Annotated in this window: 17 protein-coding genes; 9 read left to right on the top strand and 8 right to left on the bottom strand. The window is 62.3% G+C overall.

What is annotated here, in order from left to right; translation table 11 throughout:
• Positions 1-8 precede the first annotated feature (8 nt).
• The 4 genes from IHE57_RS00525 (at position 9) to IHE57_RS00510 (ending at position 5,249) form a co-directional block, all read left to right on the top strand.
• Positions 9-2,450, top strand: a complete 2,442-nt coding sequence (locus tag IHE57_RS00525; protein WP_209370070.1) for a protein kinase family protein — start codon at positions 9-11, stop codon at positions 2,448-2,450.
• Between the two features lie 184 nt (positions 2,451-2,634).
• Positions 2,635-3,606 carry a thioredoxin-disulfide reductase gene (trxB, locus tag IHE57_RS00520; RefSeq protein WP_209370069.1) on the top strand — a complete coding sequence of 324 codons (972 nt, stop codon included), beginning with the start codon at positions 2,635-2,637 and terminating at the stop codon, positions 3,604-3,606.
• 87 nt (positions 3,607-3,693) lie between these two features.
• Entirely contained in the window at positions 3,694-4,011 is a 318-nt protein-coding gene (trxA, locus tag IHE57_RS00515) for a thioredoxin (RefSeq protein WP_135537710.1), read from the top strand.
• 149 nt (positions 4,012-4,160) lie between these two features.
• Entirely contained in the window at positions 4,161-5,249 is a 1,089-nt protein-coding gene (locus IHE57_RS00510; protein ID WP_253719813.1) for an N-acetylmuramoyl-L-alanine amidase, read from the top strand.
• A gap of 2,724 nt (positions 5,250-7,973) precedes the next feature.
• Here the strand turns inward: IHE57_RS00510 and IHE57_RS00505 are convergent.
• The 8 genes from IHE57_RS00505 to rpmH form a co-directional block, all read right to left on the bottom strand.
• A complete protein-coding gene (locus tag IHE57_RS00505) occupies positions 7,974-9,893 on the bottom strand; it encodes a ParB/RepB/Spo0J family partition protein (protein WP_366933810.1) in 1,920 nt (639 codons plus the stop codon).
• Positions 9,886-10,782, bottom strand: coding sequence for a ParA family protein (locus tag IHE57_RS00500; RefSeq protein WP_246475774.1), 897 nt, complete (start codon positions 10,780-10,782; stop codon positions 9,886-9,888). Before IHE57_RS00500 ends, IHE57_RS00505 begins: the two co-directional genes overlap by 8 nt.
• Before the next feature lie 66 nt (positions 10,783-10,848).
• Positions 10,849-11,511: a 16S rRNA (guanine(527)-N(7))-methyltransferase RsmG gene (rsmG, locus tag IHE57_RS00495; protein WP_209370067.1), complete on the bottom strand. Its 663-nt coding sequence runs from the start codon at positions 11,509-11,511 to the stop codon at positions 10,849-10,851.
• Entirely contained in the window at positions 11,504-12,049 is a 546-nt protein-coding gene (locus IHE57_RS00490) for a Jag family protein (RefSeq protein ID WP_209324443.1), read from the bottom strand. Before IHE57_RS00490 ends, rsmG begins: the two co-directional genes overlap by 8 nt.
• Positions 12,050-12,057: 8 nt before the next feature.
• Positions 12,058-13,011 (bottom strand): membrane protein insertase YidC, encoded by a 954-nt coding sequence (gene yidC, locus IHE57_RS00485; RefSeq protein WP_209324444.1) that lies wholly within the window; start codon positions 13,009-13,011, stop codon positions 12,058-12,060.
• A 135-nt stretch (positions 13,012-13,146) separates the two neighbouring features.
• Positions 13,147-13,503 (bottom strand): membrane protein insertion efficiency factor YidD, encoded by a 357-nt coding sequence (gene yidD / locus IHE57_RS16230; RefSeq protein WP_366933809.1) that lies wholly within the window; start codon positions 13,501-13,503, stop codon positions 13,147-13,149.
• Positions 13,487-13,852: a ribonuclease P protein component gene (rnpA, locus tag IHE57_RS00475; protein ID WP_209324446.1), complete on the bottom strand. Its 366-nt coding sequence runs from the start codon at positions 13,850-13,852 to the stop codon at positions 13,487-13,489. Before rnpA ends, yidD begins: the two co-directional genes overlap by 17 nt.
• A 2-nt stretch (positions 13,853-13,854) precedes the next feature.
• Positions 13,855-13,992, bottom strand: coding sequence for a 50S ribosomal protein L34 (gene rpmH / locus IHE57_RS00470; protein WP_166975345.1), 138 nt, complete (start codon positions 13,990-13,992; stop codon positions 13,855-13,857).
• Between the two features lie 440 nt (positions 13,993-14,432).
• Here rpmH and dnaA point away from each other — a divergent pair, with 440 nt between their 5' ends.
• From dnaA to gyrB, 5 genes are all read left to right on the top strand, one after another.
• A complete protein-coding gene (dnaA, locus tag IHE57_RS00465) occupies positions 14,433-16,163 on the top strand; it encodes a chromosomal replication initiator protein DnaA (RefSeq protein ID WP_209324447.1) in 1,731 nt (576 codons plus the stop codon).
• Between the two features lie 548 nt (positions 16,164-16,711).
• The gene (dnaN, locus tag IHE57_RS00460; protein ID WP_209370064.1) at positions 16,712-17,851 is read left to right on the top strand and encodes a DNA polymerase III subunit beta; all 1,140 of its coding nucleotides are present in this window, start codon (positions 16,712-16,714) and stop codon (positions 17,849-17,851) included.
• On the top strand, positions 17,852-18,988 hold the full coding sequence (gene recF / locus IHE57_RS00455; protein ID WP_209324449.1) for a DNA replication/repair protein RecF: 1,137 nt from the start codon (positions 17,852-17,854) through the stop codon (positions 18,986-18,988).
• Positions 18,985-19,497, top strand: coding sequence for a DciA family protein (locus IHE57_RS00450; RefSeq protein WP_209324450.1), 513 nt, complete (start codon positions 18,985-18,987; stop codon positions 19,495-19,497). The genes recF and IHE57_RS00450 overlap by 4 nt, the downstream gene beginning before the upstream one ends.
• Before the next feature lie 235 nt (positions 19,498-19,732).
• Positions 19,733-21,730: a DNA topoisomerase (ATP-hydrolyzing) subunit B gene (gene gyrB, locus IHE57_RS00445; RefSeq protein ID WP_209370062.1), complete on the top strand. Its 1,998-nt coding sequence runs from the start codon at positions 19,733-19,735 to the stop codon at positions 21,728-21,730.
• Positions 21,731-21,781 lie beyond the last annotated feature (51 nt).

Genomic DNA, 21,781 nt, shown 5'->3' with positions numbered 1-21,781 from the left:
CACCGGAGGTGGTCGCCCTGATCGATATCGAACCCGGCATGGTGGTGGCCGGCCGTTACGTCGTATCGACTGTCGACCGCAGGTGGCTGCCCGAGAAGCCCGAGGTGGGCGCCGTCTGCACGGGACTGGATGCGATCCTCGACGAACCCGTGCTCATCCTCGTCGCCGATGCCGATGGGTCCAATGACGTCCTCGAGGCCGCCCGCCGCGTCTCGATCCTCGGCGACCCGCGCATCGCCCCGACCCTCGATGTCGGTCATTCGAACGGTCTCGACTACATCGTCATCAAGCGCATCGCGGTGACGCCTTTCAATCAGATCCTGCCCCGGTCCCCGCTGCCCGTCGACGCCGCCTGCGCCCTCATCGGCGAGGTCGGCTCGGCGCTGGTGACCTCGGCCAGACGGGGGCTCTTCCATATGTTCCTGCGTCCGAGCGTCGTGGGGCTGACCTCGAAGGGTGCGGTGGTCATCGCAGGCATCGGCATCGATGCCGCACTGGCGCTGGACACCGGGCTCGTCGATCCTCAGGAATACACCCCGACGAAGGCCTCGCGTCAGGATGCCGCCGACCTCATCCGTCTCTTCTACGCCGCTCTGACCGGCTATTGGCCGGGAGAGGAGGCCTTCGAGGGCATCCCCGCGGCCGAGAAGGAGAATGCTCGCATCGCCCGGGTGAAGGCGCTCAACCCCGAGGTCTCCGACGAGCTCGACGACTTCGTCAGCGGAATCATCACGGGCGCGGATCCCGGTCCGGGTTCGGTCGCCGAGATCCTCGGCTACATCGACACCTGGGACGCGGAGCTGCTGCGTTACGTCAATCGCGCCCCCGTGGCCGAGAACGAGTCTCTGTTCGAACAGTCACCACGCAGCTTCGACGAGGCGACCAGCCTGCCCACGGCGCGCTCCCGATCCATCGGCCCCGGCCCCGCAGGTTCGGCCAGCGCCAGTGAAGATCAGGTGCAGGCCGCCCTCGTGCGCATCGGCATCACCCGTCCCGGAACTCGCGGCCTGGCCGCAGGAGTGGTCGGGCACACGACGGGCCGCTACGCCGATCGGATGCAGATGCGAGAGGCCTCGAGCTTTCCCATCGCCAAAGAGGAGCTCGACAACGCCGCTCAGGATTGGGACGAGTGGGAGCCGGAGCAGACCTATTCGGAGTACTCGGAGTACGCCGCACACGAATACGATGCGAACCTCACGACCCCGATCATGAGGCGGGAAGAGGATCCCGACCCCGACACCCAGGCGCTCGAGATCGTCCCGGAGGACGAGGGCGATGAGAACGACACGCGCGTGATCATGGACAACGACGAGGACGAGGACGACGGGTCCTGGTTCCTCGGCGGCATGTTCGAGACCAATGAGCAGCAGCGCGAGCATCAGCGCCGAGAGTACGAACGCGAACGCCGCATCGCGCAGGCCAAGGAGGAAGAGGCGCGCAGACGCCTGGCCGCCTTCGAAGCGAGCTCGGCAGCCAGACAGGCCGAAGCCAATGCCGCAGTGCCGCCGAAGGAGATGCGTCGGCTGTCTCCGGACACAGTCGACGACCAGACCGCCGAGGCGACCGCGAGTTCGTCAACCGTCGGGCCGGCCGAACGCAAGGCCGCGGGCACCCCCCGTCAGCAGCACAGCGAGTCCGCCGGCGCTTCGTCTTCGAAGCGATCGGGTGCCGGAGCCGGGGCTGCCGGCGCAGCGGCAGTCGGAGCCGGCGCTGCCGGAACAGCGGCAGTCGGCTCGGGAGCGGCGGGCGCAGCGGCCTCCGCCGGTGGCCCGGGCGCAGCCGGCGGTGATGCCGCCTCCGGCGGAAGCGGTTCCTCGGGAGGCTCGGACTCCTTCGATCGTGATCCCGCGGCCACGCGCAAGCCCTTCCTGTGGCTGGTGCTCGGCCTCTCGGTCATCGCCGTCATCGTCCTCGGCATCGTGATCATCAATCTCAACTCCGGCGACGACGAATCCACGCCGGTCACGGAGACCTCGGCGCCGAGCGAGAAGCCGACGAAGACGGAGGCGAAGAAGACCCCCGAGGCCGCTCCGCCGAAGATCGAGTCCGTCGAATCCCTCGATCCCGAGGGCGATGGTGAGGAGCACGACAGCGAGACCGAGAACGTGATTCCGAAGACCGAAGGCTCGTGGAACACCGATCGCTACAACTCGGCGAAGTTCGGCAACCTCAAATCGGGAGTCGGTCTGCTCATCGGATTCGAGGACGAATCGACTGTCAAGCAGGTCAAGGTCAAATCCGGGAACTCCGGCGGCAGATTCGAGATCCGCGACGGGGACGATCCGGAGGATGCCGAGGTCATCGGCGAGGGAGTCTTCGACGCCGATGGTGGTGTCACGGTCAAGTTCGACGAGGAGGTCACCACCGACAAGCTGATCCTCTGGGTTACCGAACTGCCCGAGTCCGAGGGCGGGTACAAGGCCACCGTCAGCTCCGTCATCTTCAAGTAGGCGATCGGACCGGTTAAGGACCGGCGATCGCCCCTCCGGCGGGTCTCGGAGGTGCCGGATCGCTGGTCAGGCGGCCGCAGGTGCGGAATAGTCTTCGGCCCCGTACGGTTATAGATACGAATGTCATTCCCGCGACACGCCATGGCGCGCCGGGCACAGCAAGCAGAAACAGGGATCTTTTCACATGACTGATACTCAATTGGTGATCATCGGGTCCGGTCCGGCCGGCTATACCGCAGCTGTCTATGCGGCGCGCGCGAATCTCTCGCCGGTCGTCATCGCCGGCTCGGTCACCGCAGGCGGCGAGCTCATGAACACCACCGATGTCGAGAACTTCCCCGGGTTCCCCACCGGTGTGCAGGGCCCCGAGCTCATGGAGAACATGCGCGAGCAGGCGGAGAAGTTCGGCGCCGAGGTGATCTACGACGATGTCTCTAACCTCAGGCTCAACCCTGGTGCTCATGAGATCGAAACCGCTCTGGGTGCCCGTTACACGGCGAAAGCCGTGATCCTCGCAACCGGTTCGGCCTATCGCGAGCTCGGACTGCCGAATGAGAAGCGGCTGTCCGGTCATGGTGTGAGCTGGTGTGCCACCTGTGACGGATTCTTCTTCCGCGACCAGCACATCGCCGTCATCGGCGGTGGGGACTCGGCGCTCGAAGAAGCAACGTTCCTCACACGATTCGCTTCGAAGGTCACTCTCGTCCATCGGCGGCAGGAGCTGCGCGCCTCGCAGGCCATGCAGGATCGCGCCCGTGCGGACGAGAAGCTCGAATTCCTGCTCGACAGCGAAGTGGTCGCAGTCCATGGTGAGGACTCCCTCACCGGACTGACCGTGCGCAGCACCGTGACAGGAGAGACCACAGAACTGCCGGTGACCGGAATGTTCGTGGCCATCGGCTCCGATCCGCGGACCAGTCTGTTCGCCGACCAGCTGGACCTGCGACCAGATGGTTATCTCAGCGTCGACGGACGCACATCGAAGACCTCCGTCGAGGGTGTCTTCGCGGCCGGCGATGTCATCGACTCCGTCTACCGGCAGGCCATCACCGCCGCCGGCTCCGGCTGCTCCGCGGCACTTGATGCGGAGCACTACCTCGCCGACCTCGAGGCCGCAGCCAAGCCGGCGACAGTCGAAGCGGCCGTCGCGTCCTGATGCGGTCTGCCCCGCTCAAAGGCAGGGAATGAAACCGAACGTCCTGCTGTTCCTGCTAGAGAAAATCGTTGTGAAGGAAGGTTAGCCATGTCGACAGAAGTCACTGACGCCACATTCGAAGAGACCGTGCTGAAATCCGACAAGCCTGTGCTCGTCGATTTCTGGGCTCCCTGGTGCGGTCCCTGCCGCATGGTCAGCCCGATCGTCGATCAGATCGCCGAAGAGCACGGCGAGAAGCTCAACGTCGTCAAGGTCAACACCGACGAGAACCTCGAGACGGCGAGCACCTACGGCATCACATCGATCCCGGCCCTCTACGTCTTCAAGGACGGCGAAGTGGCCAAGACGATCATCGGCGCCCGACCGAAGCCGGCCCTGGAGGACGAGCTCTCCGAGTTCATCTGATCAAGCTCTGAGGCGCCTGTTGTACTATCAACAGGCGCCTTAGGCATATCTGCGCCTCCCTACCCAGCACTTGACCCGTTACACCGAAGATTGGCAACGCATTGATGAACACGACCAAACCGCGCTACACGCGTGGCGACATTTCTGAGATGCTGCCGAACATCAAATCGCAGATGGCTCGTCTGGGACTCAAAGTCGGAGACATCGAATCAGCGGATTTCGATCGGCCCTTCGAACTCGGCGTGCGCCAGTTCCAGCAGGACAGGGGCATCCTCTGCGACGGAGTGCTCGGTCAAGAGACGTTTTCCGAGCTCGAACAAGCCCGATACCAGCTGGGTGACAGAGTGCTCCGTTTCGACCCCGTCAGGGTCCTCACAGGAGACGACGTCGTCCGCCTGCAGACGAAGCTCGCCGGTCTCGGCTTCTACCCGGGCCGCATTGACTCCGAATATGCTGCGCGAACCGAATCGGCAGTCAAGGAGCTGCAGATGAGTCTTGGGACCAAAGTCGACGGAGTCACCGGCCCGCAGACACTGCGCGGTCTCAACGCCATCGACCGCAATCAGGACACCGGCAACCTCTTCGCCCTCCAGGAGCGCGCCCGTGTTGCAGCATCGGGCACCTCGCTCGTCGGGCGGACCTTCATCATCGAGGCTGCAACTACAGTTGTAGATTTCGAGACGCTCCCGATGACCGACGAGCAGAGCACGCTGGAAAGGCAGCTCACTCTCGATATAGCAACCCGCCTTGTCGGCCGCCTTGAAGCCATCGGTGCCGGTGCAGTGCTTCTCGAAGGTGACGCCGTCGAGGTGAATCGCGCAGACGCGCTCGGTGCGTCCGCGGTGGTGACGGTGACCGCTGATGTGAGCAAGTCCAAAGACGCGAACGGAATCGCAAGTTTCTATTTCGGACATGAACGCAACTCTGATCTGAACTCGCCAACCGGGCAGAAGCTCGCAGAGCTCATCCAAGGTGAGGTCGTCGCCCGTACGGGAATGCTTGACTGCCGAGCGCACGCTCGCACCTGGTCATCTCTCAAGAGGCTCAAGACACCTAAGGTCCACGTTGTCACAGGCTATCTCACCAATCCGGGCGACCTGGAAAGTCTCCAGGACCCATACGTTCGTGATGCCATCGCCGACGGGATCGCCGCAGGTCTGCAGCGCCTCTACATCCGAGAAGACAATGACCCTCAGACAGGGACCCTCAGCCTAGAGGCCATCAAGGCTCTCGGGTGAAGCCGCTGCCCACTGGCCCTATACTTCGCATACTTCCCTCGGATCACTTGACCGCCGGACCTGTTCAGTTCGACAGAGACGTGTCCCAAGCGACTGCTCCGCCATCAGCCAGCGGTAGCACACTCGTGCGCTTGTGCGACATCACCGACCACCTCTTGATCTCGGGCAATTTGGGCCGCTGACTGACTTCACCCGTTAGACAATCAGCCCTCAACATCTCCAGCCAATGGGGAAATAGGCAACCCCTTTCCTTCAGTACACCTCGTCCATTGATGCAAACCGACCGGCCGATCCCAAAAGGCGTTCTGAAGACATTCGTCAACTCTCAGAATCACAGATGGCGTTCCACGTGAAACACAATCTCGCTCGAGCCGCCTGCCCGGTTAGAACACAAGGTCTGAAAGGCTCTTCCACCACACATAGACCAGCCCTTCGCGCCCTTCTTTCGTAACGTACACGCCGATGCCCACCAAGGGCGAGAACCGGAACGGCTGCACAATACCTAAGGCAACGAAGAGAAGTTCGTGACGCAAGAGAACCTGACGGGCACTGAATTCATTACAATTCAGCTCGCCGAGGGGTCGGGAGATGAAGGACCTTAGCGCAGTACAGTCCCCGAAAGTGCTCGATGAAGTGATCCCTAGCTACCCGTTCCATTGAGCTCTCTTCTCGCCTACCCCTCGCAATTTCCGCAGATGTCTCCGCTAATAGCACCCCCAATGCAAGACCCACGAAAAATTGAGTTACTTGCCCCGGGGCAGTACGGGATTCCTAAAGAGGTGATGACCGTACGACGTCCACGAGATGTACCTGGACGATCTCCGTCGTCTGTTTCACGTGAAACATCTATTGTAACAAGCACAACCGTCTACTATTCGAACAGGAGGGAGGAGAGGGAGGTTCGAAGGGAGCAGTGACACACCTATTAGACGCCAACCAGAATCCGGAGAGGACGGAGCTTGCCGCGTAGATGCAAGATGACCGGCGAGCCATCCAGCCTGTGCCTATCGCGTTCAGTATTGTACTCCGTTCGGAACGAGCTCTACTTCCGACACAATCGGACGAGTCCGATCTCGTCATATCCACTCTCACGTTCCACGTAAAACGTATCTATTTGTACGGAGGAGCACAGCGCGACGAATTCTCTCCGTTCTCAGACCTGAATAGAGGCCCACGACTCCTCAGCGGGGCCACACGAAAAGACCTCAACTTACGACCTATTAATACAGCCTGCTCGAACCTTCACATCAACTGACCAACTCCACAGGCGGCTGAAGCTATCCGATGCAGCGTTTCACGTGAAACGCGGTCCAAATGATGCATATTAGGGGACCAGCGCGCCTTTCGGTTGGCTTGTCGTCGGTGGGCGCGGCGTACAAGGGCTGCTGACAGCACACATTGGATGCATGGCGGACTTCCGTCACTTCTGATTCTCGCAATAGCGCCGGGCTAAGCAGCTGACAAGCAATCATGATGGCTTTCACCAGAAAAACAATACGGGCATGAAATCCACGTCGGTTCTCTTCACTCAAGGACGTACCCTTTACAGATCGGTGCGCCTAGATTTCGGGCGGAATCCAAGTGATGCACTTACAAAGATGTACATGCGGGGCGTTGAGAAATCGGCTCCTGCTCGTCACCACACCGACAGGTTGGTTCAGGGAACTTGATTTCACGTGAAACCGGTTGTCTCTGTTTCACGTGAAACATTCTGATGGCCTCCCTCCGAACTACAGATTCTTCATCGTAAAATAGACCCCGAAAGAGAGGACCTGTTGAATCGCCGCATATATGCCCTTCTTTCAGCCACCGCTGGGGACAGGCTGGCTGCGCCGGAATGCGATAGCGGCTCGCAGTTGGTGCGGATAGAAGCCGTGCAGTGGAGCAATAGCTATTTCACGTACACTAAACCACGTAGAAATAGACATGGGACTGCGGCCGTTCCACGTGAAACGTCATTGTGCGGCGATCTCTCTTGTCTTGTGCCGGCATCTCTCTTCTATGAAGACATGAATTGCTGCACTCCACGGCAAATAGAGATAACGGCCCCGCGCGCACGGCGGCGCACGCAGTATGTTTCACGTGGGCCGTAGACCTAATGGCCCAATAGATACTTAAGGTTGCTAGAGCTGCTTCCACTCACCCCCGCACGTCCGCACGGTTCCGGTTGCAAGCCGGGGACGCAAAAGGCTCTCGGCGATACCGGCCTTCGATAACACAGCGGATTGCTACCCGCATACGCATTATCGAACGTAGCCGAGTGCCGGGAACTCCGGCACGTCGTACCGGAGTTCCCGGCACTTCCTGCAAGAGTTCGGTCACGGCAAAGCAACTAACGGGAGGAGATTTTCAACAGGTTCCGGCGGCCCCGGTAATTCGGTACCTCCTTTTTTCGTCAATGAGGGCGCTACCCGGCTACTACATGGGAGGCGGTGTTGAAACAGGCGGTTTCACGTGAAACGCAGAAGGGGATAGTTAAGCGGACGTCCTGGGCTATCGATAGAACTGTCCAGAGCTGCTTCTTCCGCCAAAGAAGCAATACCGGATGCCGCAACCAGAGATATCAGCCAAAGGAAGATTGACGCCTCGCTTGCCTCAAAGACCGTTCTGCGCCGACAACGACAGGTCGCTATGTCTGGGGGGTCGAAAGGGGCGACGTGGGTGCTCATGAATACCAGAAGGGGCCCGGAATCACCCGGGCCCCATCGGATTGATCTGATAGAGCTACATTGGATCCGCTTCTGCTATACCGAGCAGGCCAAGGATGCGATCCAGATCTTCGTGGTTCGCAAACTCGACGCTCAGCTTGCCCTTCTTCTTACCGACGGAAATGTTCACCTTCGTATCCAGTCGATCTCCGAGACGCTCTGCAACCGCCAGGAACTCAGGCGCGACCTTCGTCGTTGCACGTGAAACATTGATCGAGTCGCCCCTGTTAAGGAGAACGACGGCTTCTTCCGAAGCCCGAACCGAAAGCCCTTCCGCAACGATTCTCTGGGCGAGAACCTCCATGTGCTCGGGGTCCCGAAGACCAAGAATCGCACGGGCATGACCGCCGGAGATAACGCCAGCAGCGACGCGGCGCTGCACCAAAGGCGGCAGACGCAGCAGACGGAGGGTGTTGGAGATCTGAGGCCGCGAGCGGCCGATGCGCTCGGAGAGTTCCTCCTGGGTGCAGCCGAAGTCTTCCAGCAGCTGCCCGTAAGCGGCAGCCTCTTCCAGGGGATTGAGCTCGGCACGATGAAGATTCTCGAGCAGAGCATCCCTGAGCATATCGGTGTCTTCGACATACCGTATGATCGCTGGGATTGTCGTCAGACCGGCGTCTTTCGTCGCACGAAGGCGACGCTCACCCATGATGAGTTCGAAGCGCGAGCGGTCGCTCGGCTTCTGACGTACAACGACCGGCTGCAGCACACCGATCTCGCGAATGCTGTGCACCAGTTCTGAAAGCAGGTCTTCGTCGAAGACCGTTCGTGGCTGCCGAGGGTTCGCGTCGATCAGGTCGACATCGATCTCGCCGAATTCAGTGTCTGCAATCGACTCGACACCCCCGGAGACATTTTCGTCACTCTCGACACCGCCTGCTGATCCTTCAGAAGCGTCGGCGTCGGTCTCAGAAGAGGCGTCAGGAGCTGTCTCAATGGTTGACGACGCTGCGAGATCATCAGGATCGTCTGCCGCTTCAACTCCTGTCGCTGATTCTACTACATCAGTAGTGTCAGGCGTGACGGATTCTGTTTCGGGCTCGGCTCGACCTGTCGAGTCCTGATAGCCGGAGGATGTGTAGACGCCAGGATGCGTTTCACGGACATCCTCGCTCGCATCCTGCTCTGTCGCCGGCTCAGTCACACCGTCGTCTGCCGCATCCTGTTCGTCCGCGCTGCCAGTCGTCTTCAGCGCGGTCTCTGGGGCGTCACTGAGGGCGGTTGATGCGATAGATGATGTCGATGCCGACTCAGAGGCCGACGCGGCCTCCGGGACACTTTCTACGGCCTGCGAGTCCGAGACCGTTGAATCCTTCGCAGAGGCGGGAGAGGACGCGGCGCCGGACGGGGCCGTCTCCGATGGGCTGTTCTCCACCGTCTTCGAAGCGGCGGCCTTCGTACCTGCATCCTTGGCGATGCGGGCCTTCTCCCTCGCGGCACTGCTGACGGCCGTCGACTCAGCGCTCGATGTCTTCTTCGACGCTGCTGATGCGCTTGATTTCCTCTTCGCGGGAGTCGGCGCACCGTTCGTCTTACTCGAGCTCGTCTTCGCTGACGAGGAACCGGAGCCTGCGGTCTTCGAAGATGCCGCCTTCGATGCTGTCGTCTTCGAAGGTGCCGTCTTGGAACCTGTCGTCTTCGAACTTGTCTTCGACGTTGTCGACGTGGTGGAACCAGACGCCGAAGGGACCTTCGTCCTCTCCGCGGTCGACTCAGTCGACTTGGCCGATCCGCCTGCCTTCGTCTTGCGTCGTCGAGAGGACTGCATGGACGCAGCCGGATCATTGCGTGCAGTACGCGAGGTCTTCTGCTCCTTCTCCGTTTCCTCCCCACTGCCACCGGAGAAGAACACATCGACCGGACGATCGTTGGAGTTCGCGTCGGGGATCAATGCTCCGAGTCCTCGACCCAGGCCTCGTTTCTTGCGTTCAGCCACGACTTACTCCTCGATTCGCGATTTCTTCAGCGGCTTCTCGATACGAGAGGGCGCCGCTGGAATTGGGGTCATATGAGATCACTGTCTGTCCGTAGCTGGGAGCCTCGGAGATCCTCACCGACCGCGGGATCGCTGTGCCGAGAACCTGTTCTGGGAAGTGGGTGCGCACATCTTCGGCTACCTGGGCACTGAGATTGGTGCGCCCGTCGTACATCGTCAGCAGGATCGTCGTAATGGCCAGTTCCGGATTGAGATGCTTTTGGATGAGCTGGATGTTCTTCAGCAGTTGGCTCAGTCCCTCGAGCGCGTAGTATTCGCACTGGATGGGGATGAGGACCTCGCGCGCAGCGACGAAGGCATTGACGGTGAGCAGACCCAGACTCGGCGGGCAGTCGACGATGATGTAGTCGACGCGCCGACCGGCTTCCTCCTCTTCCCTGAGGTAGATGCCCAATGCCCGCTGCAGCCGCTGTTCACGGGCGACCAGGGACACCAGTTCGATCTCCGCGCCGGCCAGATCGATCGTCGCGGGCACACACTTGAGTGTGTCGAAGTCCGGACACTGAGCCACGGCCTCACGCATCGGCACGTCGTCGATGAGGACATCATAGATGCTGGTCACCTCGGAGTAGTGATCGATTCCCAAGGCTGTGCTCGCGTTGCCCTGCGGATCGATGTCGACGAGCAGAACGTTGAGGCCCTGATTGGCCAGAGCCGCCGCGATGTTCACCGCCGTCGTGGTCTTTCCGACGCCGCCCTTCTGGTTCGCGATCGTAAAGATGCGGGTCGAGTCCGGTCGTGGAAAGGTCGTCTGAGACAGTCGATCAGCCCGCCGGTTGTCCCGTGCGATCGCGGCACCAATGGGAGACGACTCATCCATGATCGGCATAGGGCGCACTCCATCATCCATCGGTTTCACAAAGCTCTATTCAGCCTAGACCTACTCTACTTCGTCCTATTTCTTCACGATCTCGACGACACGACTCGGGACTTCGAGGAGACCGTCTGCATCCACGACATGGATCTCGGGCTGAGACAGGCGATAGCGTCTGACCAGCTTCTTCGCCTTGACCAGCTCGCCCTCGACAGAGGCGCCCTTGAGGGCGAGGATCCGGCCGCCGGGGCTGATGACCTCGCGAGTCCACTCGATGAGAGTCGTCATCGCCTTCACCGCCCGAGCGGTCACCACGGTGAACATCTCTTCGTCGACGAGCTCCTCGACCCGCGCTCGCACAATGCGCACATTCGACAGCCCCAGATCCTGGACGACCATGGTCAGCCATTCGACACGTCGTTCCATCGGCTCGATGAGAACGATCTTCGCCTCCGGGCGCAGCAGCGCGATCGGGATTCCCGGCAGACCGGCACCGCTGCCGACATCACCCACGACGTCGTTCTCACCGATGAACTCGGCAACCACAGCGCAGTTGAGGATGTGCCTCGTCCAGAGGCGGTCGACCTCACGCGGACCGATGAGGCCCCACTCGATGCCGGTGGTGGCCAAGTGCTCGGCATACCGCCGGGCTGTGGGGAATGCGGCACCGAAGTACTCCTCGGTGCCGGTTGGGGGAGTTTCGATCTCAGGCAGATCGGCGGCGGTGTCGGGCAGGTCAGTCATCGGCGAGCCGGATGACGACATGACGGCCGTCGCCCTCACCCTCGGACTCCGAGATCAGACCGGCGCGCGCCGCCTGATCGTGGATGATCTTGCGTTCGAAGCTGTTCATCGGTTTGAAGGCGAACTGCTCGCCCCCGTCCTTGACCTCCTCGATGGCCCGCTTCGCCTTCTTGATGAGCTCGTCACGACGGTTGTTGCGGAACCCGTCGATGTCGAGCATCAGCCAGGAACGCTGGCCCGTCTGGGTCTGCACGGCCAGACGGCTGAGCTCCTGCAGGGCACCGAGGGTACGTCCCTCCCTGCCGACGAGCGTGCCCAGATTGGAGTCCTCATCGTCCTCGCAGACGATGGACAGCTGTGCCCGGCCATCCGCGACGTCGATGTCGATATCGCCATCGATATCGGCCAGATCCAGCAGCTCTTCGAGGTAGTCCGCGGCGATCTCGCCCTCTTCCTCGAGGAGTTCGGCGCGGCTCGGCTTCGTCGAGGTCTCCTTCGAAATCTGTTCGGAGGTCTCTTCGGTCTTCTCTTCGGTCATGATCGTCCTCAGCGCTTCTTGTTCTTCTTGCGGTTCTTGCTCACGGGCTGCTGCCGTTGGCCGGTCTTCTTCGGGGCCTCCTCGGCGACAGTCTGTCCCTTGACCTCGTCCTGTTTCACGGGCTTGCCCTTGCGAGCCTTGCGCTCAAGCATCTCCTTCTCGGCCTTGGAGCCGGGAGCGGGCATATTGCGGATGACCATGTGCTGCTGAGCCATGGTCCAAGTGTTCGAGACCAGCCAGTAGATGAGGACACCGAGCGGGAAGTAGATGCCGCCGAAGCCGAATACGAGCGGCATGACGTAGAGCAGCATCTTCTGCGACTGCATCATCGGGTTGGCCATCGCGGCCTCCGACATGTTCTTCGCCATCATCTGCTTCTGCGTGATGAACATGGTGCCGGCCATGATGACGATGAGGACACCAGTGAGGAACTTGACACCGATTCCCGGGTCGGTGAAGACCGCGGACAGATGGATGCCGAAGACCGAGGACTGCTCCGCCTGCACCGCAAGGTCCCTCGTGAAACCGCCGATGGCACTCATCGACCCATCGGCGACCTGCGGCATATTCCGGATGACGCGGAAGAGGGAGAAGAAGATCGGCATCTGCACGAGCAGCGGCAGGCAGGAGGCCCACGGACTCGTCTTGTTGTCGCGGAACAGCGCCATCTGCTCCTCGGCCATCGCCTGGCGGGAGTACTGGTCCTTCTTGCCCTTGTACTTCGCCTGCAGGCGCTGGATCTCCGGCTGGAGCAGCTGCATCTTGCGCTGCGACTTGATCTGGTACACGAAGAGAGGGATCAGCAGAGCACGGATGACCACGGTCAGTCCGGCAATCGACAGCACCCAGGTCCAACCGTTGTCGGCGGGCAGGCCGATGGCGGTAAAGATCTCGTGGAAGATCGCGAGGATCCAAGCAACTACCCACTGCAGCGGGTAGAGCAGCTTGTCCATCAATCCCATTCAGTTCTCCTCGTTACAACGATTCTTCACGATCGTTCATTTTGCCATTGTTCACAGGTCTTCGCGACACGACGCCGGTGCCCCGAAGAAGTCCGCTGATCCGCTCTTCGGCGGGGACTGCGTGTCCGGAAGCATTCAGCTGCGGCCCTCGTCGCGGTGGATGGTTTTCGATCTGGCCTCCCGCGCCGAACCCGGCACATGGTCGACGCCGCCGTGGGACAGAGGGTTGCATCGCAGTATGCGCCACCCAGTTAACACCATCCCCTTGAGAACTCCGTGAATCTCGAAGGCTTCGAGGCCGTACATGGAGCAGCTGGGATAGTAGCGGCACACCTGACCGTAGAGCGGAGAGACGACGAGGCGGTAGGCCCGGATGAACCACACGAAGGGCATCCTGGGCCCGATCCTCAAGATCCAGCCGAGTGTGGGCCAGAAGCCTCCGGGACGGCGGGGCACCTCAGAGATATGTCTGAGATCATGCTCGGCGTCCACGACGGTCCAACTTCCTCCTGGCCTTGACGAGCAGTTCGTCGACCTCGGCCTCGAGGGACGAGAAATCCGCTTCGGCCGCATGCGGCAGGGCGCGGACGACGAAGAGCTCACCCGCGCTCAGCTCATCCAGACGGACGCGCATGATCTCACGCAGACGCCGCTTGGTGCGATTGCGCACTACGGCATTGCCGACGGCCTTGGATACGATGAAACCCACGCGAGTGGCGTGGGCATCATCGGTGTCTCTCAGGCTGTGTGCCATGAGATGCTCTGAGCGCACCCGGACTCCGGCTCTGAAGACTCGTCGGAAGTCTTCGCCGCTGCGGATCCGGTGTGCCGCGCTGAGCACACTCAGGCCGAAACTTCGGAACGTCCCTTGCGACGACGTGCGGCCAGGATCGAGCGGCCCGCACGGGTGCGCATACGCAGACGGAAGCCGTGCTTCTTGGCGCGCTTGCGATTGTTGGGCTGGAATGTACGCTTGCTCACTTCAGTCTCCGATTTCTAGGTTGCGGGTGAACGCCGGTGCGTTCTCACAAAAAACGGCGGTGAGAGTCTCGACCGCCGAGCACTCCTGTGCATGAGAGCCAAAAGATGATCAGGATAATCGGATGAAGCCCGGTACACAGGACACTCAATCATAGCGAGCGCGAATCCTGGCGGTCAAACGCGGTCGCCATGTTCCGCGTCACTTCCTCCCGAAGTCCACCTCGGTCCACCGCACGAAATCCGCCGTTCCTCACCGCCGCGATACCCAGGCTCGTCCACAAGTCACACCCATGTAGTTTTCCACAAGCTTATCCACGAGTGTGGAGAATTGCAGGGCCGAGTCGGCATGAGTCCACAAACTGTGGAAAACTATGTGGAAGTCATGCACAGGTGTGGATCGCACCGAGAACGAATTTTATGGAAGTTGAGGAGAAGTGACGGTGTCGAACTCCAAGAATGAGCTCATCAGCCGCTGGCGCACGGTGGTCTCAACCCTGGATCAGGACCCGGAACTCACGGCCCATCAGAAGGGATTCCTCTCCCTGGCCGTGCCCAAGGCGCTCGTGGACAATGCCCTCGTCCTCCTGGCTGTGCGGGACGAGCATACTCGCCGCACCATCGAGACGCGACTGCTCGGACCGCTGACCAGGGAGTTCTCAAAGGTGCTCGGTTTCGACGTGACCTTCGGCTTCGTCGTCGATCCCGAACTCGACGTGCCCATCCGCTTCGAGGACCTCATCGGGGAATCGACCCCGGGACCGCAGGTGCCCATCGATCCCGTCACCTCCACCTCGACGACGGGAGCGCCGACGGCAGCACATCAGCTGCATTCGCAGCCCCCGATGCCCCAGCAGCCGGGCGCAGACCAACCGAGCGCACCCCAGCCGCGCACGGAACCGCCCCGCACCGAGGCGGCGCCGCTGACTGACTCGGCCCCGACCGATCATTCCGGTCATCCCGTCCCCGGCTCCGCGCCGACGCAACCGGCGCAGGCGTACGCTCCGTCACCGGCTGCCGCCCCGTCGCCGAGTGCTCCGGCCACCTCGCGGATGACCGAACGCGAACTCAAGATCGCCGAGGCGACCGCCGCCCCCATGGTCCCGCCGGTCGATGCCCCGGGCGTAGCTCAGCTCAACCCGAAGTACACCTTCGACACCTTCGTCATCGGCGCCTCGAACCGCTTCGCCCATGCCGCCGCGTTCGCGGTCGCCGAGGCCCCGGCCAAGGCCTACAATCCTCTGTTCATCTACGGTGATTCGGGGCTGGGCAAGACCCACCTGCTGCATGCGATCGGCTACTACGCCACGCAGCTGTTCCCAGAGATCCGAGTCAAATACGTCTCGAGCGAAGAGTTCGTCAACGACTTCATCAATACGATCGGCTCCTCAAAGACTTCCAACGCGCTCCGGCCGGCCTTCCAGCGCCGCTACCGCGAGGTCGACATCCTCATGATCGACGACATCCAGTTCCTCCAGGGCAAGGACGCGACCGTCGAGGAGTTCTTCCACACCTTCAACGCCCTGCACAACGAAGCCAAACAGGTCGTCATCACCTCCGACCAGCCGCCCAAGATGCTCAAGGGCTTCGAGGAGCGGCTGCGTTCGCGCTTCGAGTGGGGTCTGCTCACGGACGTGCAGCCGCCGGACATGGAGACCCGTTTCGCGATCCTGCGTCGCAAGGCCGCGGCCGAACACCTCGACGTCCCCGACGATGTGCTCGAGTACATCGCCTCCCGTGTGTCCTCGAACATCCGGGAGCTCGAAGGCGCCCTCATCCGCGTCACCGCCTTCGCGAACCTCAATGATCAGCAGATCGACGCCTCCCTGGCCGAGACCGTGCTCAAGGACTTCATCACGCAGGACGACACCCCTGCCGTGACCGCCGCCGACATCATGGGACAGACCGCCGCCTACTTCAGTCTCACCCTCGACGACCTGTGCGGAACCTCCCGATCCCGCACCCTGACCACGGCCCGGCAGATCGCGATGTATCTGTGCCGCGAACTCACTGATCTGTCCCTGCCGAAGATCGGTCAGGCCTTCGGCGGACGCGATCACACGACCGTGATGCATGCGAATAAGAAGATTCGAACTCAGATGGCCGAACGACGGGCCGTCTACACACAGGTCACCGAACTCACAAACCGCATTAAACAACAGCACCGCCTATAGAACACGTCATGCACATCTGTGGATAACCCTGGGGACAGTCGCTCACAGCTGGGGACGAAGCGGTGGACAGAGCTGCTTATCGGGTGGAAGGATGTGAACTACATGCTTGTGTTTACCCAAGCGCCCACCGCGGCCCCCGTCGCGGTGCACAGCGCATCCACATGCACGTGAGCCGCTTCATCCCTTGATTACTCAGGGGTAGACAGCACTTGTCCACAATATCCACAGGTGCTGATACTTCTGCCAAGTGAATTCAACTCTCAAGAGGGCGACCGCCATCGACTGCTTCGCTCGGTGCGGAGGGCGCACGGGACTCGGTCAGCTGAGGTGTTGACGAGACGGAGAGTATTCGAACACAGCATCTCGGGCGATTCTCGAATCCGAGATCTGCCCGTCGTCACCCGCTTTTCGCTGCGCACTGCTGAGGTGGGCAGAAATCCGATAGGCTGTGTAAAGTTTTCCGAGCAGTATCGAGCCAGTGCCTCGCAAACCCGGAGTCTTGTGCCAGATGCCTTGAGTAGGTCGGGAGGCCACCCCGAAGGAGTAAAGTGAACGCGGAAGCATCCCCCTTGAAGTTCAAAGTCAATCGCGACGTTCTCGCCGACGCGGTGACCTGGGCAACCAAGACTCTGCCCAACCGCCCTTCCGCTCCGGTCCTCACCGGCATCCTCATCACCGCCGAATCCAGCGGCACCGTGCGTCTGGCCGTCTTCGACTACGAGGTCTCCTCCCGCGTGGAGATCGCCGCTGATGTCGCCTCCGCCGGCACCGTCCTCGTCTCCGGCCGGCTGCTCGCCGACATCTCCAAGGCTCTGCCCAACCAGGACGTCACTCTCGAGCAGATCGACTCGAAGGTCGACGTCACCTGCGGATCCTCCCGGTTCTCGCTCATGACCATGCCGGTGGCCGAATACCCGGCGCTGCCGCAGGTGCCGGAGGACTCCGGCACCGTTTCCGCCGGTGAGTTCCAGAACGCCGTCTCCCAGGTCACGATCGCGACCTCGAAGGACGATACGCTGCCGATCCTGACCAGTGTCCGCGTCGAGATCGAGGGTGAGAAGGTCACCCTGCTCGCCACCGACCGCTACCGTCTCGCCGTTCGCGAATTCACATGGAATCCGGGTCGCCCGGACGTCTCCGCCGTGGCGCTGCTGCGCGGACGCACACTGTCCGACGTCTCGAAGTCACTCGGCGGCGACGTCACCATCGGCCTGAGCACCGATGCGGGCAAGGACCTCATCTCGTTCACCTCGGCCGGCCGGGTGACGACCTCCCTGCTCGTCGAGGGCGAATACCCGAAGGTCCGTTCGCTGTTCCCCGACTCGGTGCCGATCCACGCGATCGTCGAGACCGCAGTGCTGCGCGAAGCCGTGCGCCGCGTCTCGCTCGTGGCCGAACGCAACACCCCGCTGCGCTTCGAGGTCACCGACGGCCTGCTCACCCTGCACGCCGGGACCGGTGACGATGCGCAGGCCTCCGAGGCCGTCGAGGCGACCCTCCAGGGCGAGGAGATCACCGTGGGATTCAACCCTCACTACATCGCCGAGGGGCTCGCCGCAGTCGAGAGCCCCTATGTGAACTTCTCCTTCACGCAGCCGATGAAGCCGGTCATCATCGCCGGGCAGAAGGAACTCGACGCCCCCGCCGACGAGTCGTATCGCTACCTGCTCATGCCCACGCGCATCTGAATGTGGATATCCCGACTCTCCCTGCGTGACTTTCGGTCCTATCCGGAGCTCGATCTCGAGTTCGCTCCCGGGGTCACCACATTCGTGGCCGACAACGGGACGGGAAAGACCAATATCGTCGAGGCGATCGGATATCTCGCCCACCAGCGTTCCCACAGAGTGGCCTTCGACGCCCCGCTCGTGCACGAGGGCGCTTCGACGGCGACCGTATCCGCCCTGGTCAATCGGGATCAGCGGCATGCGACGGTCGAGGTGACCATCCAGGCCAAAGGGGCCAACCGGGCTCGGGTCAATCGGAACGCGGTCAAGCTCAAGGACATTCTCGGTCTCGTCTCCTGCGTCATCTTCGCGCCCGAGGATCTCAGCCTCGTCCGAGGTGAACCGGCCGAGCGCCGATCATGGATCGACACCCTCGTCGTGGCCCGCAATCCGCGCTACTCCTCGGTGATCACGGACTTCGAACGCGCACTCAAGCAGCGCAACGCCCTGCTCAAGCGTCTGCGCGAGGAGCGCGATACCGGCCTCGAGGCGACCCTCGACATCTGGAACATGGCCTATGCGGACGCCGCGGCCGAACTCGTCTTCGGCCGGCAGCGGATCCTCGCCGATATCGCCGGGCCGCTGCAGGAGAACTTCGCCTTCATCGCCGCCGATGCCCGGCTCGAACGGCAGGGAGCGCACATCGCATACGATTCGCGCATCGACTATGCGCAGGCCGAATCCGCCGCCGAGTGCCGGGAGCTGCTGCTCGCAGCCCTCGACCGGCGCCGGACTGCGGAGATCGAACGCGGACTGACTCTGCACGGTCCGGGCCGCGACGATCTCTCGCTCACCATCGGAAGCCATCCGGCCAAGGGATATGCCTCCCACGGGGAGACCTGGTCGCTGGCCCTGGCGATGCAGCTGGCCGGCTGGGATCTGCTGTCGGCCGATGCAGGGTCGGCCGCGGAACAGCCCGTCCTCGTCCTCGATGACGTCTTCGCCGAGCTCGACACGGGCAGGCGCAGCCGGTTGGCGTCCCGGATCACCGCCGCGGAGCAGGTCTTCATCACCGCCGCGGTCGACTCGGACCTGCCCGAGGGTCTCGAAGGGACGCGGATCGACGAGGCCACGCTCCTGGGCGGGCCCGGATCATGAGCGGCATCGCCAGAGACTTCTCCACTCCGGTCGCCGCCCTCGAAGCACTCGATCGGGTCCGCCGCATGGAGGTCACGGAAGCGAAGTTCGTCCGCAGCAGGCGGCGGTCCCGTCTGCGCGGTGAAGTCGTCTACTCCGGCTCCGGCCGGGACGGCCGGGATCCGAAGTCGGTCTCCTCGGTGCTCGGTTCGCTCATCTCCGACCGCGGCTGGTCGTCCTCACTCGACATCGGCAAGGTGCTCGGGCGATGGCCCGATCTAGTCGGTCCCCAGGTCGCCCAGCACGCCACCCCGATCGACTTCTCGCCCCCGCTGCTCGTCATCGCTGCGGACTCGACGACCTGGGCGACCCAGCTGCGCGTGCTCAAGCCGACGATCCTGCGCAGGCTCGAGGAAGGGCTGGGCTCGCGCACGATCACGGAGATCGAGATCAGAGGCCCGCAGGGACGCAGCTTCAAGAGGGGCCGCCGATCGGTGGCCGGCCGCGGTCCGAGGGACACCTTCGGATGAGGGGCCGCATACGGATGAGCGGGGACGGATTCGGGTGAGCGCGGGGCCGCCTCGGCGGATTTCTGCGACGAACGCAGAGGGCCTCAAACGGCCACAGCCGCTGTCGTGCGTGCCCGGGGGTACATCTGCGGCGTGAAAATTCGGGAAATCCGCCTTCACAGGCCGCTTACGGGCATTTCAGCCTCTGGCGCGGTAGAATGGGGAGCTGATAGCGACCATCCGAACAAGGAGTCACATGACGACCGAGGATCAGCCTCATTATGATGCCGGCGACATCACGGTACTCGAGGGTCTCGAGGCAGTCCGGAAGCGACCCGGCATGTACATCGGTTCGACCTCGGAACGCGGTCTCCACCACCTCGTGCAGGAGATCGTCGACAACTCGGTCGACGAGGCGATGGCCGGCTACTGTGACCACATCGAGGTGACGATCCTCGCCGATGGCGGCGTCCGAGTCAAGGACGACGGGCGCGGAATGCCCGTGGCCATGCACCCGACGGAGAACAAGCCGACAGTCGAGGTGATCCTCACGATCCTCCACGCCGGCGGCAAATTCGGCGGCGGCGGATATGCCGTGGCCGGCGGTCTGCACGGTGTCGGCTCGACCGTCGTCAACGCCCTGTCCGAGCGGCTCGAGGTCGAGGTCAAGCGTGACGGCTACACGTGGACGATGGACTTCTTCCGCGGCGTGCCCACCGGCGAACTGCAGCGTGGTGAGGAGACCGAGGAGACCGGGACGACGGTGACCTTCTGGCCGGACTCCACGATCTTCGAGACCACGGACTTCTCCTATGAGTATCTGCGTGCGCGGTTCCAGCAGATGGCGTTCCTCAACAAGGGACTGAAGATCAGCCTCACCGACGAGCGGCACAACGAGGTCGACGACGATGACGTCCAGATCGACGAGGACGAGGACCAGGAATGGAAGCCGCGGTCGGTCACCTACGAATACGAGCATGGTCTGCTCGACTACGTCCAGTACCTCAACTCGACGAAGAAGGCCGAGCTCGTCCACCCCGACGTCATCGTCTTCGAAGCTGAGGAGGGCGAGCAGACGCTGGCACTCGAGATCGCGATGCAGTGGACGACGTCCTACACCGAAGCCGTGCACACCTACGCCAACGTCATCAACACCCACGAGGGCGGTACACACGAAGAGGGCTTCCGCACCGCCCTGACCTCCCTGGTCAACAGCTACGCCAAAGAGCAGAAGCTGCTCCGGGACAAGGATCCGAACCTCACCGGCGACGACATCCGCGAAGGCCTGACCGCGGTCATCTCGGTCAAACTCGGGGATCCGCAGTTCGAGGGCCAGACGAAGACCAAGCTCGGCAACTCCGAGGTCAAGGGCTTCGTCCAACGCGTGGTCCGCGACGAACTCGGGCACTGGTTCGAGTCGAATCCGGCCCAGGCCAAGGACGTCGTGCGCAAGGCCCTGCAGGCCTCCCAAGCGCGGATGGCCGCACGCAAGGCCCGCGAGGCCACCCGCCGCAAGGGCCTGCTCGAGTCCTCGGGCATGCCGGGCAAGCTCAAGGACTGCCAGTCGAAGGATCCGACGATCTCCGAGGTATTCATCGTCGAGGGCGACTCGGCCGGCGGTTCGGCCACCCAGGGCCGCAATCCGAACACCCAGGCGATCCTGCCGCTGCGCGGAAAGATCCTCAACGTCGAGAAGGCCCGCCTCGACCGGGCGCTGGGCAACAACGAGGTCCAGGCGATGATCACGGCCTTCGGCACCGGCATCGGCGAGGAGTTCGACCTCGAGAAGCTGCGCTATCACAAGATCGTCCTCATGGCCGATGCCGACGTCGACGGCCAGCACATCACCACTCTGCTGCTGACCCTGATCTTCAGGTACATGAAGCCGCTCATCGAACACGGATACGTCTACCTCGCGACTCCGCCGCTCTACCGCATCAAGTGGTCGAACGCTCCGCACCAGTTCGCCTACACGGACAAGGAGCGCGACGGCCTGCTCGAGACCGGACGGGCCGAGGGCAAGCGTCTGCCCAAGGACCTCGCGATCCAGCGCTACAAGGGCCTGGGCGAGATGAACTACGAGGAGCTGTGGGAGACGACGATGGATCCCGACCACCGTCTGCTCAAGCAGGTCTCCCTCGACGATGCGATCGTCGCTGACGAGATCTTCACCGTCCTGATGGGCGATGACGTGGATTCCCGCCGCCGCTTCATCCAGGAGAACGCGAAGGACGTCCGCTTCCTCGACATCTGATCGCACACCGGATGCCTCGAACCCGCACTCTTTGAACTGACCAATCGCCGC

This window comes from Brevibacterium renqingii (assembly GCF_017808105.1).
Lineage (GTDB): Bacteria > Actinomycetota > Actinomycetes > Actinomycetales > Brevibacteriaceae > Brevibacterium > Brevibacterium renqingii.
Note: the sequence above shows the minus strand (reverse complement) of the source record. Positions and strands in the feature narration are given on the sequence as shown.